The sequence below is a fragment of the Dietzia sp. Die43 genome, from assembly GCF_024519835.1.
Lineage (GTDB): Bacteria > Actinomycetota > Actinomycetes > Mycobacteriales > Mycobacteriaceae > Dietzia > Dietzia kunjamensis.
Window position 1 is genome coordinate 157045 of record NZ_JALJRF010000009.1, and the last position, 12646, is coordinate 169690.

Consider the following 12646-nt stretch of genomic DNA (forward strand, 5'->3'; position numbering starts at 1 on the left):
GTCCGACTCGGGCAGGAGACGCTTTTTGGCACCGTGCGAGGCGAGCCGGGTAACCACACTGGGCTAGGTGGAACCGTTCGCGGCACCTCGGGGAAGCCGGTGGCTCCCTGAGTCCGACTACGAAGAGATCGGCAGAACGAAACTGTGAGCTCCCGCAATGAATCCGAACTGACCGGCCGCCGTGTCCGCCCGGCCACCTGGGCGATCCTGGCGTGGATGATCATCATGATCGCCGCCATCCTGGGGGCGTGGAAGGGGTCGGAAGCCCGGTTCGGTGTGCTGTCGGAGATCACCGTGGCCACCGACCGCAGCACCGTCAAGGCTCTGCCCTTCACCGCGACCGACCTGGACGGCAACTCCTTCACCAACCCGGTGCCCGAATTCGTGGTGCGCAGCGAGCACACACTGACCGTCCGATTGTCCACCGAGCTGCGCGAGTCGACGATGAACGTCTACGAGGTGCGTCAGGGCGGTACCAACGAGTACATCGTCGAGGCTGGCGGTGCCGGCGAGCTACTCATTCCGGTGAGCACCCCGGAGCATGGCCCCATCGAGGGCCTAGCCATCCGGTCGGTCCCGATCTTCTATGATAAAGCCGGTGAGCCGTCGATCCTCAACGGCGAATGGTCCGTGTCCTTCGTCTACGAGGACTGAGCGCCCCAGTGGCGGCAGCGGTATCGGCCTGACCATCACTCGCGCACTCGTCGAAGCCCACGGCGGGAACATTCGAGCGCACAGTGACGGGCCCGGCCGAGATGCAAGTTTCACTGTCGAGTTTCCGAGCTCTGGCCGCTCTCCCACTAACCGAGCCGGCATTTCCGGCGCGCAAGTGGCCGGGCCCGGTCTGATTTGACCGAAGAAGGGAGTCAGCTTATGTGTCGACCGACGTGGCTCTACCGTGCGCGGACGGCGCCTTGCCCACGGCCGGGACCGGCGACGGAGGACGATCTCGTGCTGCGGTACGCCACGATCGCTGATCTCGGCGCGACCGCGCAGTTGCACGTTGAACAGCTACCGGCCGGTTTCTTCCCCGGCCTGGGGCCACGATTCATGCGTCGCTGGCACCGGACCTACCTTGATTCCCCGCACGGCGTGGCGCTGGTCGCAGTCTGTCGGTGCGACGCCCGCGGGCACGTGTGCGGTTTCTTGTTCGGTTCGATCGACGAAGCGGCACATATGCGGGCGGTGCTGGCCGACCGCCGCTGTCTGCTGGTCCTGGCAGCGGTCGCCGCCGTGTCACTGCTGCGCCACCCGTCACTGGCGGTGCGGTTCGTGCGCACCCGAGCCAGGCCGTGGACGCGTCGCCTGCTTGGCACACTCACCTACCAGACTGCCGCACCCCCGGCAGGGACCGATTCTGCGCCGGTAGCCGTGCTGGCCGCGGTCACCGTTCGCCCGTCGCTGCGGGGCAGCGGCGTCGGTGCCCGCCTGGTCGAGCTGTTTCTCAGCCACGCGCACGAGGGCGGCTGTGCTACCGCCGAGTTGTTCACCAGCGCCGGCTCGGACGGGGCCGGCGCGTTCTATGAACGCTTGGGATGGAGCCCGGGGAGCGAGTACCGCACGCGCGACGGCGACATGGTGCGCAGCTATCGTCACCCCGTGGTGCCTCCGGCCCGCCACGGCACGTTCTGCGACAAGGGTGGGGCAGATCCCCGATGAAGCTGACCCGGCGCCAATTGCTGACGGTGCTGACTGCGGGGTCAGCCGCCACCGTGGCGTCCTGCACCCTCGGCCCCGCCCCGCCACGGCCTGCGCCCTCGGTGATTACGCCGACACCGCAGCCACCTCACCTGGGTGGAGCCGAACTCGGTTCCCCTCGTTCCCCGTTGTCCGCCGCGGCAAGCCGATGGCAGCCGGCGCCGGGTGAAGTACGCCCGGAGATCAAGCGCACCGCAGCGGCGTTTCTGGAAAACGCCGGAAACTGGAGCGACGGCGAAACGGCCGTGGGCACCCTCATCCGCGCCGGCGCGTCGCCGCCGGTGGCGTCGACAGCGTCGATACTTCAACTGCCGGACGCCCGCGCCGGGGAACTGACCGTCGTCTATCCGCAGTACGGCGGGCTCGCCTCGGATACCGCTGCCGTCATCGCCCTGGTGGAGCAGAACCTGCACACCGTCTCGGGACCGTGGAACCGCGAACTGGTCGTGGACGTGCGATTGGCCCGACCCCCCGGTGGGAGTTGGGCCGTCGAGCGGCTCGTCGCGCCGACCTCACTGGGCCCGTCGCTGCCGTTGACCGACACGGCGGCAGCGGTGCTCGCCGAGCCGAAGATCATCCTGCCCGGCCCAGCCCGCAGCGATGTCAGCACCGGCAGGATGGACAACCGACTGCTGGCGATACTGCACGCACTGTCCCGGGAGTTCACCCTGGCGATCCAGGTAATGCACACAGGCCACATCCAGACGGTCTATCCCACCGCGCGAATGTCCAATCACGCCGTGGGACGAGCAGTAGACATCCGCGAGATCGACGGTCGGCCGGTGGTGGACGTCCGACCCGGCGACGATCGTGTGCTTCGGTTGATGCGGCGAGCTGCCGAGTTGGGGGCGACCGAGGTCGGTGGACCTGCCGACCTTAACGGACCGCGCAAGGGGTTCTTCTCCGACGACGTCCACCAAGATCACATCCATCTCGGTATCACTCCCGGCGACGCGCCGGCGCACCTGCGGTAGGGCGCACGTGCGTGCGGGTGGGGCACGAGGTCACCGGCGGCGTGAGCCAGTCAGCTCCGCAGCGGTGCAACCGTTTCGGACCAAGTCGCACCCTTGACGAGCACCGTGCGGCGCAGACTGGCAGTGCGCCCGGCTCACGCGACGGGTCGTGTCCAGAGAGCGAAGGCACCGAAGGCCCCGAGAACTCCGAGAGCCGAGAGGATCAGCGCGGTCTGAGGTAGACCGAGCATCGCGCCAAGAACGCCGGCGATCGGGTAGGTGAGCATGAAGCAGGCGTGGGACAGGGAGAACTGCGCGGCGAAGACCGCAGGTCGAGATACTTGGTCGGAGGCACGCCGAAGCAGGCGGGCTGACGGGGTCAAAATCAGCGACGTCGCGGCCCCGAGAACTGCCCACAGTGCGAGCAGCAATGTCCACTGCCCCCCGCCGGGCGGTAGATCCATCACCGGGGCAGATGCGGCCAGGGCGACGGGAATGACCGCCGAGCCGGTGAGCATGACGGGCCGATCGGCGATCTTGTCGAGGACTCGGGGAACAACGAGGGCGACGAGCATGGAACCGGCGCCGAAGGCGGCCAGCAGAAGCGCGACGTCGCTCTCGGAGCGATCCAAAGATCCTCTGACCACGACGACGGTGTTGACGATCACCATGGCGGTGGAGGTGGCCACGATGAGGTTCATCACCAGCAGACTGCGCAGCTCCGTGGTGCGCAGCATGACCCGGACGCCCCGGGTCAGTCGTTCTCGAAACGATGCGGCTTCGGACCGTGCGCCATCGGGAATTTCGGTGACCAGGACGAGCGCGCCGGAGGCGAGAAATCCCAGCACCGTGCCCAGAAATAGATTGTTGTAGGACATGATCGCCAGCAGCGCCGCAGCCAGTACGGGGCTCAGTAGCGATTCGGTGTCGTACGCCAGGCGGGATAGTGACAATGCGCGGGTGTACTGCGCTTCGTCGGGAAGGACATCGGGAATCACTGCCTGGAACACCGGAGTGAAGGTCGCCGACGCCGCTTGCAGCGCAAAGATCAGGACATATATCTGCCAGGCCTCACTGACCCAGGGCAGGGACAACGCCACTGCAGCGCGGACTGCGTCCGCGCTGACAAGAACGGCCTTTCGTCGCCACCGGGTGGCCATAGCCGCCATCACCGGTGACACGGCGACGTACGCGACCATCTTGATCGTCAGCGCCGTTCCTAGCACTACACCAGCGTCTTGCCCGGCGATGTCGAAGGCCAATAACCCGAGCGCCACGGTGAGCAGACCGGTGCCGAGAAGGGCGACTATCTGAGCGCTGAAGAGCCTGGCATAGGTGCTGTTCCGAAGGACACCGATCACGATAGGCCGGTGATCTTCCCGTGGCCCAGACGGTCGCGGTCATGATGCGCGGGGTGACTGTCCACCGCGTGCTGCGCCTGGAAAATCGCGTCGGCGACAAGCTGGCGGGCGTGCTCGTCAGTCAGGCGGTAGAACACTCGTTGCCCGTCTTGGCGTGCTGAGGCCATTCGCGCCAGGCGGAGTTTGGCCAAGTGCTGAGATACCGACGCCGGGGACTTGTCGACGATCTCGGCCAGCTGGTTTACCGACAGCTCCCCGTCGCGAAGGGCCAGAATGATCCGCACTCGCGTCGCATCCGCCAGCATGGCGAACACCTCGACAGCTAGCTCAACGTACGAACTCTGCGCCGTCAAGCCACACTTAGCATCTGCATTTATACGCAGATAATGGCATGTCGACTCCCAGGGATCAAGGTCTCGACGCTGCGGCATTCGGCTGGACAGCCTGGCAAGGACAGGGCGCCTAACGATTTGGTTTCTTCGGAGACGATCTCCCAACTGGGCGGCGGCGATGGCTACGGTGACGGGTACGGCCTGCGGCAGGGAGACCCACTGCGCCGCCCGTCGGAGGCGTTCTAGACGACATCGACTACGGAGGAACAATGAGCACCACCGCCATGATCAACTCCCACCCCAATCCCACCAGTGGTCTGGACGTGGACCGCCTCGCCGATGCGATCGACGCGGCGCTGGCCTGCGCGCAGTCCTGCACTGCGTGCGCGGACGCCTGCTTGGCAGAAGAGGCGGTTGCCGACCTGCGGAACTGCATCCGTACCAATCTCGACTGCGCCGATGTCTGCGTCGCCACCGCTTCCGTCCTGAGTCGCCGAACGGGCAGCAACCTGACCGTGGTCACCGAGTTGCTCAAGGCCTGCCGTGCCGCGTGCGCTACTTGCGCCGAAGACTGCGAGGCTCACGCCGACATGCACGAGCACTGCAAGCTGTGTGCTGACGCCTGCCGTCGTTGCGAAAAGGCCTGCAGCGACCTCCTCAGCGCCATTGGCTGAACCCGCGGCGCCGCTGTAGTCGTTGCTCGACTGGGTGTGCGACTTAGGTCCTACGGCGACAACCGACGATCTAGGGGGTTCTCTCCTATAAGCGGGCTCTCCTGTACGGCCCCCGGCTCCCTCCCGCACCTACTCGACGCCCCTTCCGGCTGGGGAAGGCTGCCGCTCCCAGCCCTACAGGATCCCGGGGCCGTCGAGGGCAGCCCACAGGACACCGGCCAGGACGCCCAGCGCCAGGCTCGCGGTCGCGGCGACCGCGGCCGTGACGGCCGGCCAGGCGGCCATCCCGCCGCGTCCGGGGAACTCGGCGGCTTGGGAGTCGGGTCGGGCGAAGACGGGGGCGAACCAGCGCAGGTAGTAGAAGAGGCTGATCACGCTGTTGACCACCACCACCAGAGCCAGCCACCCGTGACCGCCGTCCCAGGCGGCGGTGGCGGTGGTCAGTTTGCCCACGAAGATCGCCAGGGGCGGGGTGCCCACCAGCCCCAGCAGCGCCACCAGCACGGTCAGTCCCAACCCTGGGCGGGAGCGGGCCAGCCCGCGGTATTCGGCGAGCGTCCGGTGCTCGGGCAGGGCAGCGGTCACGGCAAAGGCGGCGACGTTGGTCACGGCGTAGGCGGCCAGGTAGAACAACAGCGAGGGCAGGGCCAGGTCGCTGCGCCCGGCTGCGGCCACGGGCACCAGCAGGAACCCCACCTGCGCCACGGTCGACCAGCCCAGTAGCCGGCGGGGATCGGTCTGCCAGTAGGCGGCCAGGTTGCCCAGGAACATCGAGGCGGTGGCCAGTAGGGCGGCGACGAGCAACCAGGAGTGCTCTTCGGCGGAGACCGTGGCCACCAACCGGTACACGGCCACCAGCGCGCCCACCTTGGGCACGGTGGTCAGGAACGTGGCGGCGGTGACCCCGGAGCCCTGGGCGGCGTCGGGCACCCAGAAGTGCATCGGCACCCCGCCGGCCTTGAACAGCAGCCCGGCCAGCACCCCCAGGATGCCTGTCCCCACGGCGGCGTCCGGTGCGGTGGGCAACGCCTCCCGGAGCAGGGCGTAGTCGGTGCCTCCGGCCAGGGCATAGAGCACGGTGACGCCCAGCATCAGCAGGATCCCGGACAGCGCCCCCATGAGGTAGGTCTTGACCGCCGCCTCGGCGCCCAAGCGGCCGCCGGTGAGTCCGATGATCCCGTACAGCGGGATGCTGGCCAGCAGGAATCCCACGATCAGCACCAACAGGTCGGTGATCCCGGCCAGGACCATCACCCCGGCGGTGGCGAAGAGCAGCAGGGCGTAGGTGTCGGATTCGCGCGGGGAGTCCTTGAGCTCCCCGGAGGCCACCCCCAGGATCAGCAGGGTGGCCAGGGTGGCTATCACCCGTGCGGCGCCGGTGGCGGTGTCCACGGCAAAGGTACCCGCAAAGGCGCTTTGCGCAGGCCCGGCCATAGCCACCGCGGCGGCGGTCGCGGCGCCCAGTAGCGCCAGGGCGGCCGCGGCGCGGGCGATCCACTGGCGCTGCCGGGGGAGGAACGATCCGCCCAGTAGCACCGCCAATCCGCCGGTAAAGACGATGATCTCGGGCAGCAGCAGCCCGGGGCTCATCTGCATGGAGGCGTCCACGGGTTACCGTCCCACCAGTTCCACGAGGGCGGCCGAGCTCGGCTCGATCACCCCGAGCAGCACCAGCGGCAGCACTCCGATCAGCACGGACAGCGCCAGCAGAGGGCCGGCCGACCACAGCTCGTGCGCCCGCAGGTCCGCGAACCCGGGGGAGCGCCCGGCGGCGGGCCCGGTGAAGACCCGCTGCAGGGCCCGCAGGAACAGGGCGGCGGTGATCACGATGCCCACTAGCGCCACTGCGGTCACCGGGGCCACGGCCACGCTGCCGGCGAAGATCTGGAACTCGGCTATGAACCCGGAGAACCCGGGCAGGCCCAGGGAGGCAAAGGCGCCGATCGCGAACAGCGCCGCGTACCGCGGGGCGGGGCCGGCCAGCCCGCCATAGGAACCCAGGTCGTAGGTCCCGGCCCGGCTCTGCATGACCCCGGCCAGCAAGAACAGGGCGGCGGTGATCAGTCCGTGGCTGACCATCTGCACCATCGCGCCGGTGACCGCCACGGACCGGGCCTGCTCGGCACCCTCCACCAGCAGCCCGGCCGCACCCAGGGCCAGGACGATGTAGCCCATGTGGTTGACGGAGGTGTAGGCGATCATCCGCTTGAGGTCGGTCTGGGCAAGCGCCACCAGTGCGCCGTAGAGCACGGAGACGATTCCCACGGCCACGATCACCCAGGCCCACGCCCGCCAGACCTCGGGCAGCATCGGCATGGCGATCCGCACGAAGCCGTACGCGCCCATCTTCAGCAACACCCCCGCCAGGACGGCCGAGCCGGCGGCCGGGGCGTCGGTGTGGGCCGGGGGAAGCCAGGTGTGGAACGGCACGGTGGGGGTCTTGACGGCCAAGCCCACCAGGATCGCCGCCAGCACCAGCCCCCCGGCGAGCGGCTCACCGGCCAGCGGGGGTGCGGCGACCAGCTCGGGGATGTCAAAGGTGTGGGGCGCCGAGAACACATACAGCCCGATGAAACCCAGCAGCAGGGCCAGCGACCCCAGGAACGTGTAGAGGAAGAACTTCAGCGCCGACCGGGCCGCATTGCCGTGGCCCCACCCGGCGATGATGAAGTACATTCCCACGATCGACAGGTCAAAAAAGACGAAGAACAGGATCAGGTCGGCTGAAACGAACACGCCGAGGCTCATGCTCTGCAGGAACAAAAATAGCGCCGCCTGCACGCGCGGCCGGTCCGAATCCCGCAGGCAGTACACAGCGCACGCCAAGAACACCACGACCGTCATCGCCACCAGCGGCAGGGACAGCCCGTCGATGCCCACGTGGTAACTGCTGCCCACCCCCGGGATCCACGGCACCTGCTCCTCGAACGCCAGCCCGTTCGGTCCCGGGTCCTTGTAGCCGGCCCACACCACGGCAACCAGCAGCACTTCCAGCACGCTCACCGCGATCCACGCCCATCGCGCGGCCGCCGGCCCGATCGCCGGCACCGCGGCCAGGACGGCGGCGGCGGCCAAGGGGAGAAAGACGATCAGACTGAGCATGCTCATCCCATCACTGCGTAGACGGTCCAGGCCACCACGGCCACGGTGAGCACCGCGACGGCCTGCAGGAGGTACTGGTGGACGGCCCCGGTCTGCGGGGTGCGGGCCAGGTGCCCGAGTCGGCGAACCCAACCGGCCAGGCCCTCGACGGCGCCGTCGACCACGGCGTCATCGAGGCGGGCCGCGCCCTGCCCGGCCGTATGGGCGGCCCGTGCGGCTGCTCCGACTCCGGCGTCGAGGACCTCGTCGTCGAACCGCGCCACGGACCGTGCCAGCATCGGGACGGCCCCGGCCACGGAGGTCACGGCGCGGTCCAGGACCGCGTCGTCGAACCGGGCCAGGAGGTGCGCCAACCGCATGACGGGAACGACGACGACAACGTGCGCAGCAGCCTCCAGCCCCAGCCACCGCTCGGCCCACCCGAGTTCCGGGGCGCGTAGACGTCGCATCAGCAGCACCACGGCCAGGGCGATGGCGGCCGAGACCACGAGCTCGAGCGCCGTCACCTCGCCGTGCCCGCCCATCGCCTGGGCGAGGGCGCCGCTGAGCGGGGGCAGCGCCAACACCGACAGCCCGGCCGCCCCCGCGGCCAGCACGACCAGCGGGGCCTGCTCGAGCGCCCCCACCTGCCCGGTGCCGAGCTCTTGCGTTGCGCCGACCTCCCGCCCGGCGGTGGGCTCCTCGACCCGGGCCTGGGCCCCGCGGTGCCAGATCGTCCATAGGACCTTGCCGGAGTAGGCCGCCGACAGGGCCGCCGCCACCAGTCCTGTGGCGTAGAGCCAGGCCGAGGTCTCCAGGGCCCCAGCCAGCACCGCGTCTTTGGTCGCCCACAGGGACAGCGGTGCGATCCCGGCCAGGGCCAGGGCTCCCACGGTCGCGGTCACGCCCACCACCGGCCATCGGCGGCCCGCCCCGCGCAGTTCCGTGAGCTTCTCGGTGCCCAACGCGGTGAGCCACGCCCCGGCAGCGAGGAACAGCAGTGCCTTGGTGGAGGCATGGGCCACCAGTTGGGCGGCACCTCCGCTCACCGCGCCCACTCCGGCGGCCAGCACCACAAATCCCATCTGCGCCACAGTGGACGCCGCCAGCAACTGTTTGAGATCCCGTTGGGCCAACGCCACGATCCCCATCGCCACCGCGGTCAGTAGCCCGATCCACGCGGCGGCCGGGCCCGCCCACCCGGTGGAGGCGAGCAGCGGCTCCACGCGCAGCAGCAGGTAACCGCCCATTGCCACCATCGCCGCCGAGTGCAGCAGTGCGCTGACCGGACTGGGGCCCTTCATCGCGCCGGAGAGCCAGAACGAGAACGGCAGCTGCGCGGCCTTGCCCAGTGCCGCCACCAGGATCCCGGCCGCCACCACGTGCCGCCACGGGCTCTCCGCCGCCGGCAACTCGGACAGGCCCATACCGGCGCCGCCGGCCAAGGCAGCGCCGGCGGCCAGGTAGAGACCCAGGTCGGCGGTACGGGTGGTGAGGAAGGCCGTGAGCCCGGCCGAGACGCGGTCGGTGTCCCGCCACCAGAACCCGATCAACGCGTACGAGGTCGCGCCCATCAACTCCCAGGCAAACAGCAGCGCCGGCAGGCTGGCGGCCGAGGCCGTGATCAGGGCCGCGGCGGCGAAGAGCAGCATCAGCCCGTGGAAGCGGGGCCGGGCCGCCCGGATGTTGCCGGCCGCAAAAACCAGCACCAAAAGGGTCACCACTGCGACCATCGGCAGGGTCAGCGCCGCCAGGGCGTCGACCTCCAATGCCACGTCGACGCCGGCGATGAACGGGAACGCCACCGCAGGCCGCGCAACGGCGACGACAGCCGCCAGCAGCGCGGTCACGGCAGCGGTCGATACCGCGATCGGGGCCGCAACCCGCTCCGCCCGGGTCAGCGCGAGCACCGCACCCACGGCAGCCGGGAGCACCACCAGGGTCAGCAGCAAGGTCTGGTCGGCGGTCATCCGGAGAGATCCTCGGCCATGTCGGTCATGTCGGTCTGCCGCTTGCGGTGCAACAGCGTCGCCACGGCAAAGCCCATGGCCATCTCCACGGTCATGGCCGCCAGCACCACCAGCAGCAGCACCTGCCCGGAGGGGCCCGGGGCCAGGAACCACCAGAACCCCGCGGCGGCCAGGAGCACCCCGTTGATCATCAACTCCAGGCCCATCATCACCATCACCACCACCTGCTGGGACAGGGCCCCGTAGAGCCCGACGGCGAACAGGGCGGCGGCCACCACCAGAACGGCCTCCAGGGTCATCGACCCACACCTCCCGGCTGGGGGTCGTCGGCCGGGCGGCGCCGCAGATCGTCGCCGAGCCGGTCGTAGCGGGTGCGCCCGGCGGCCAGGACGATCCCGGCCACGATGGTGGCCACCATGACCGCGCCCACCACAGCCATCACCAACATCTTTTCGCCCATGATCTCCAGGCCCAGCGCGTTGGTGAGGTCCTCGGGTGGGGCGCCACGTCGCTCGGGCCACGGGATCAGCAGCGCCCCGGCGGCCAGCAGCACAAAGACCCCGACCGAGGTGCCGATCGCGGTCTTCTTCCCGTGGGTCATGTCCATCGGCATCAGCGCCGGGTTCATGCCCATGAACATCACCATGTAGACCGCCATCACCGCCATCTCCATGACCATCATCAGAATCGTGATGATGCCCAGGTAGCTCTGACCCAGCAGCAAAATCATCACCCCCACGGCGATGAACGATGCCGCCAGCGCGTAGGTGGCCCGGGCCATCGAGTCCACCACGAACACGGCCGTCCCCGCGGTCACCGCCACCACAGCGAGTACCCAGAACACGATCCCGACCAGCACGGCTCAGCCCTTCCAGACCACGACGAGGGACACAAGCAGATCCTGGGCCACGACGGCCGGGAGCAAGACAGTCCAGCCGATCTCCATGAACCGATCCGGTCGCAGCAGCGGAAGTTTGCGCCGCGCCCACACCAGAACCGTCAGCACCAGCGCTGTCTTGACCAGCACCCACGCCCAGTCGGGCAGGACGGGCCCGGCACCACCGCCGAGGAAGAGCGGCACCGAGAACGCCGCCCCGGCGGTGAGGAACAGGTAGCGCCCGGCCTGCAGGACCAGCCGATCGACCCCCGAGAGTTCGGCCGTCACCCCGCCGACGATGTCCGCGGACAGGGCCGGGGCGAATGGACCCCATAAAGAGAAGCCGGTCACGCCGATCAGGAAGACCAGGAACGCCACCGGCATCCACACCACAAACCACACGCCGTCCTGCGCGGCCGCGACGTCGCCCACCGCCAGACTGCCGGCGGCGATCGCCGGGGCCACCAATGCGAACATCAGCGGCAGCTCATAGGCCAGCCCGTGCGCGAGGAAGCGGTAACCGCCCACCAGACCGTGGATGGAGTTGGCGCCCCACCCCGCCAGCCAGACCAGGGCCCACACCATGACGTCGACGGCGTTGAACCACACGACTCCCACGTCGAGGTCCGCCAGTGTCCAGCGGCCCAGCGGGATCACAGCGATCATCAGGAACGCCCCGACCAGCATGCCCGCGCCGCCGATCCGCCACAGCAGGGTGTCCGCGGCGACCGTCGTGCGGCGACGCTGCCGCAACAGACGGGCCGCACGGGCCAGGGGAGTGGGCCCGCCACGACCGCCGCCCCGCGCCGGCGACGAGAGCACCCCGTCCAGCGCCACCGCGAACAACGCCAGCCCACACAGGATCACCCCGGCCAGCACGGCCCACCCACCGGACACGGTCGTCACCACGGTCTCAGACATGCCCCACCTCCCGGACGGCAGGATGCGAGCCCAGATCAAGGCTCGCCACCGCCAAGCGCACAGTGCCCAGCTCCAAACCGGTCACCAGGTCCGGCACCACCGCCCACGGCACAGTTAGTTTGTCCGCAGATTCCTGCGCTGAGCCGCCATCCGCCCGGTCCGGCGTTGCGCCGCCGACCTCGACGCGGATCCGTTCCAGTTGGGCCAGCAACCGGTCGTGGGCATCCCCGAGGCAGTGCCCCGGCAAGCCGTGGCGCTCCAGATCGGCCGGGCCGAGCGGCAGCACGCCCCGCAATGACCAGCGCAGCAGCCGCGACCTGCGAACCTTCCGGTGCAGACGCTCGACGGCGTCACGGGCGGCACCGGGATCGCCCGTCAGAATCCCGTCCCGGGCACGGCGGGCGCAGTCCGCCAGGTCTTCGGCACCGGCCAGTGCCAGCAGTGCCATGACCTGATCACATTGGGTCACCGTGGCAGACGCGTGGTCCGTGGGCCGACCGGGTGCTCCGGCCCTGTGCTCCGTCGCGTCGATCACCGAGGCGGTGGCGTCGACGACAACGTCCCCCTGTAGCGAGCAGTGCAGCACGAGCCCGGCCGGCCAGAACGGCAATACCGGACCGAGCGGCAGATGGAGAACATCCATCTCCAGGCCGTCGCGGTCCTCCCCGCCTTCGGCCAAGGGAATCCCGGCGGGAGCCATGTCCATATCCCCGTGGCCTTCATGGCCCTCGTGCCCGCCGTGGTCTGCGTGGCCCTCGTGGCCACCATGCCCGCCATGG

At 69.3% G+C, this 12646-nt stretch carries 13 protein-coding genes and 1 pseudogene; 5 read left to right on the top strand and 9 right to left on the bottom strand.

Translation table 11 applies throughout. The annotated features are described in order from the left end of the window. Window positions 1-144: 144 nt before the first annotated feature. From NR111_RS09705 to NR111_RS09720, 4 genes and pseudogenes are all read left to right on the top strand, one after another. Window positions 145-654 carry a DUF2771 family protein gene (locus tag NR111_RS09705; protein ID WP_007626376.1) on the top strand — a complete coding sequence of 170 codons (510 nt, stop codon included), beginning with the start codon at window positions 145-147 and terminating at the stop codon, window positions 652-654. Continuing rightward, window positions 653-853: pseudogene (locus NR111_RS09710) on the top strand (ATP-binding protein); the annotation flags it as partial. The gene NR111_RS09705 and the pseudogene NR111_RS09710, both read left to right, overlap by 2 nt. A gap of 98 nt (window positions 854-951) precedes the next feature. Continuing rightward, a complete protein-coding gene (locus NR111_RS09715; RefSeq protein WP_240341539.1) occupies window positions 952-1659 on the top strand; it encodes a GNAT family N-acetyltransferase in 708 nt (235 codons plus the stop codon). 167 nt (window positions 1660-1826) lie between these two features. Beyond that, window positions 1827-2672: a hypothetical protein gene (locus NR111_RS09720; RefSeq protein ID WP_067712799.1), complete on the top strand. Its 846-nt coding sequence runs from the start codon at window positions 1827-1829 to the stop codon at window positions 2670-2672. 134 nt (window positions 2673-2806) lie between these two features. On the opposite strand, the gene NR111_RS09725 is transcribed toward NR111_RS09720, so the two are convergent. Together NR111_RS09725 and NR111_RS09730 are read right to left on the bottom strand one after the other, a co-directional pair. Continuing rightward, window positions 2807-4012, bottom strand: coding sequence for an MFS transporter (locus NR111_RS09725; protein WP_256820658.1), 1206 nt, complete (start codon window positions 4010-4012; stop codon window positions 2807-2809). After that, complete coding sequence (locus NR111_RS09730) at window positions 4009-4326, bottom strand: ArsR/SmtB family transcription factor (RefSeq protein WP_371517175.1); 318 nt, start codon at window positions 4324-4326, stop codon at window positions 4009-4011. Before NR111_RS09730 ends, NR111_RS09725 begins: the two co-directional genes overlap by 4 nt. 287 nt (window positions 4327-4613) lie before the next feature. Between NR111_RS09730 and NR111_RS09735 the strand changes: the two genes are divergently transcribed. Further along, window positions 4614-5018 carry a four-helix bundle copper-binding protein gene (locus NR111_RS09735; RefSeq protein ID WP_067712804.1) on the top strand — a complete coding sequence of 135 codons (405 nt, stop codon included), beginning with the start codon at window positions 4614-4616 and terminating at the stop codon, window positions 5016-5018. Between the two features lie 174 nt (window positions 5019-5192). Here NR111_RS09735 and NR111_RS09740 read toward each other — a convergent pair whose 3' ends face one another. From NR111_RS09740 to NR111_RS09770, 7 genes are read right to left on the bottom strand one after another with little or no spacing between them, the layout of a single operon-like run. Beyond that, window positions 5193-6608 carry an NADH-quinone oxidoreductase subunit N gene (locus NR111_RS09740; RefSeq protein WP_042329325.1) on the bottom strand — a complete coding sequence of 472 codons (1416 nt, stop codon included), beginning with the start codon at window positions 6606-6608 and terminating at the stop codon, window positions 5193-5195. Window positions 6609-6629: 21 nt separating this feature from the next. Next, entirely contained in the window at window positions 6630-8120 is a 1491-nt protein-coding gene (locus tag NR111_RS09745; RefSeq protein WP_007626381.1) for a NuoM family protein, read from the bottom strand. A gap of 2 nt (window positions 8121-8122) precedes the next feature. Next, window positions 8123-10069, bottom strand: coding sequence for an NADH-quinone oxidoreductase subunit L (locus NR111_RS09750; RefSeq protein WP_069389149.1), 1947 nt, complete (start codon window positions 10067-10069; stop codon window positions 8123-8125). Continuing rightward, window positions 10066-10368 carry an NADH-quinone oxidoreductase subunit K gene (locus NR111_RS09755; protein WP_017836397.1) on the bottom strand — a complete coding sequence of 101 codons (303 nt, stop codon included), beginning with the start codon at window positions 10366-10368 and terminating at the stop codon, window positions 10066-10068. Before NR111_RS09755 ends, NR111_RS09750 begins: the two co-directional genes overlap by 4 nt. Continuing rightward, complete coding sequence (locus NR111_RS09760; protein ID WP_064257203.1) at window positions 10365-10928, bottom strand: NADH-quinone oxidoreductase subunit J; 564 nt, start codon at window positions 10926-10928, stop codon at window positions 10365-10367. The genes NR111_RS09755 and NR111_RS09760 overlap by 4 nt, the downstream gene beginning before the upstream one ends. 3 nt (window positions 10929-10931) lie before the next feature. Then, window positions 10932-11867 (bottom strand): complex I subunit 1 family protein, encoded by a 936-nt coding sequence (locus tag NR111_RS09765; RefSeq protein WP_096907183.1) that lies wholly within the window; start codon window positions 11865-11867, stop codon window positions 10932-10934. After that, complete coding sequence (locus NR111_RS09770) at window positions 11860-12510, bottom strand: hypothetical protein (protein ID WP_241257514.1); 651 nt, start codon at window positions 12508-12510, stop codon at window positions 11860-11862. Before NR111_RS09770 ends, NR111_RS09765 begins: the two co-directional genes overlap by 8 nt. Between the last annotated feature and the right edge of the window lie 136 nt (window positions 12511-12646).

Excerpts from the sequence above, each read along its gene's own strand:
- NR111_RS09770 (WP_241257514.1), bottom strand. The coding sequence starts at position 12,510 with ATGGATGTTCTCCATCTGCCGCTCGGTCCGGTATTGCCGTTCTGGCCG.
- NR111_RS09735 (WP_067712804.1), top strand. The coding sequence starts at position 4,614 with ATGAGCACCACCGCCATGATCAACTCCCACCCCAATCCCACCAGTGGT.
- NR111_RS09765 (WP_096907183.1), bottom strand. The coding sequence starts at position 11,867 with ATGTCTGAGACCGTGGTGACGACCGTGTCCGGTGGGTGGGCCGTGCTG.
- NR111_RS09755 (WP_017836397.1), bottom strand. The coding sequence starts at position 10,368 with ATGACCCTGGAGGCCGTTCTGGTGGTGGCCGCCGCCCTGTTCGCCGTC.
- NR111_RS09750 (WP_069389149.1), bottom strand. The coding sequence starts at position 10,069 with ATGACCGCCGACCAGACCTTGCTGCTGACCCTGGTGGTGCTCCCGGCT.
- NR111_RS09745 (WP_007626381.1), bottom strand. The coding sequence starts at position 8,120 with ATGCTCAGTCTGATCGTCTTTCTCCCCTTGGCCGCCGCCGCCGTCCTG.
- NR111_RS09740 (WP_042329325.1), bottom strand. The coding sequence starts at position 6,608 with ATGAGCCCCGGGCTGCTGCTGCCCGAGATCATCGTCTTTACCGGCGGA.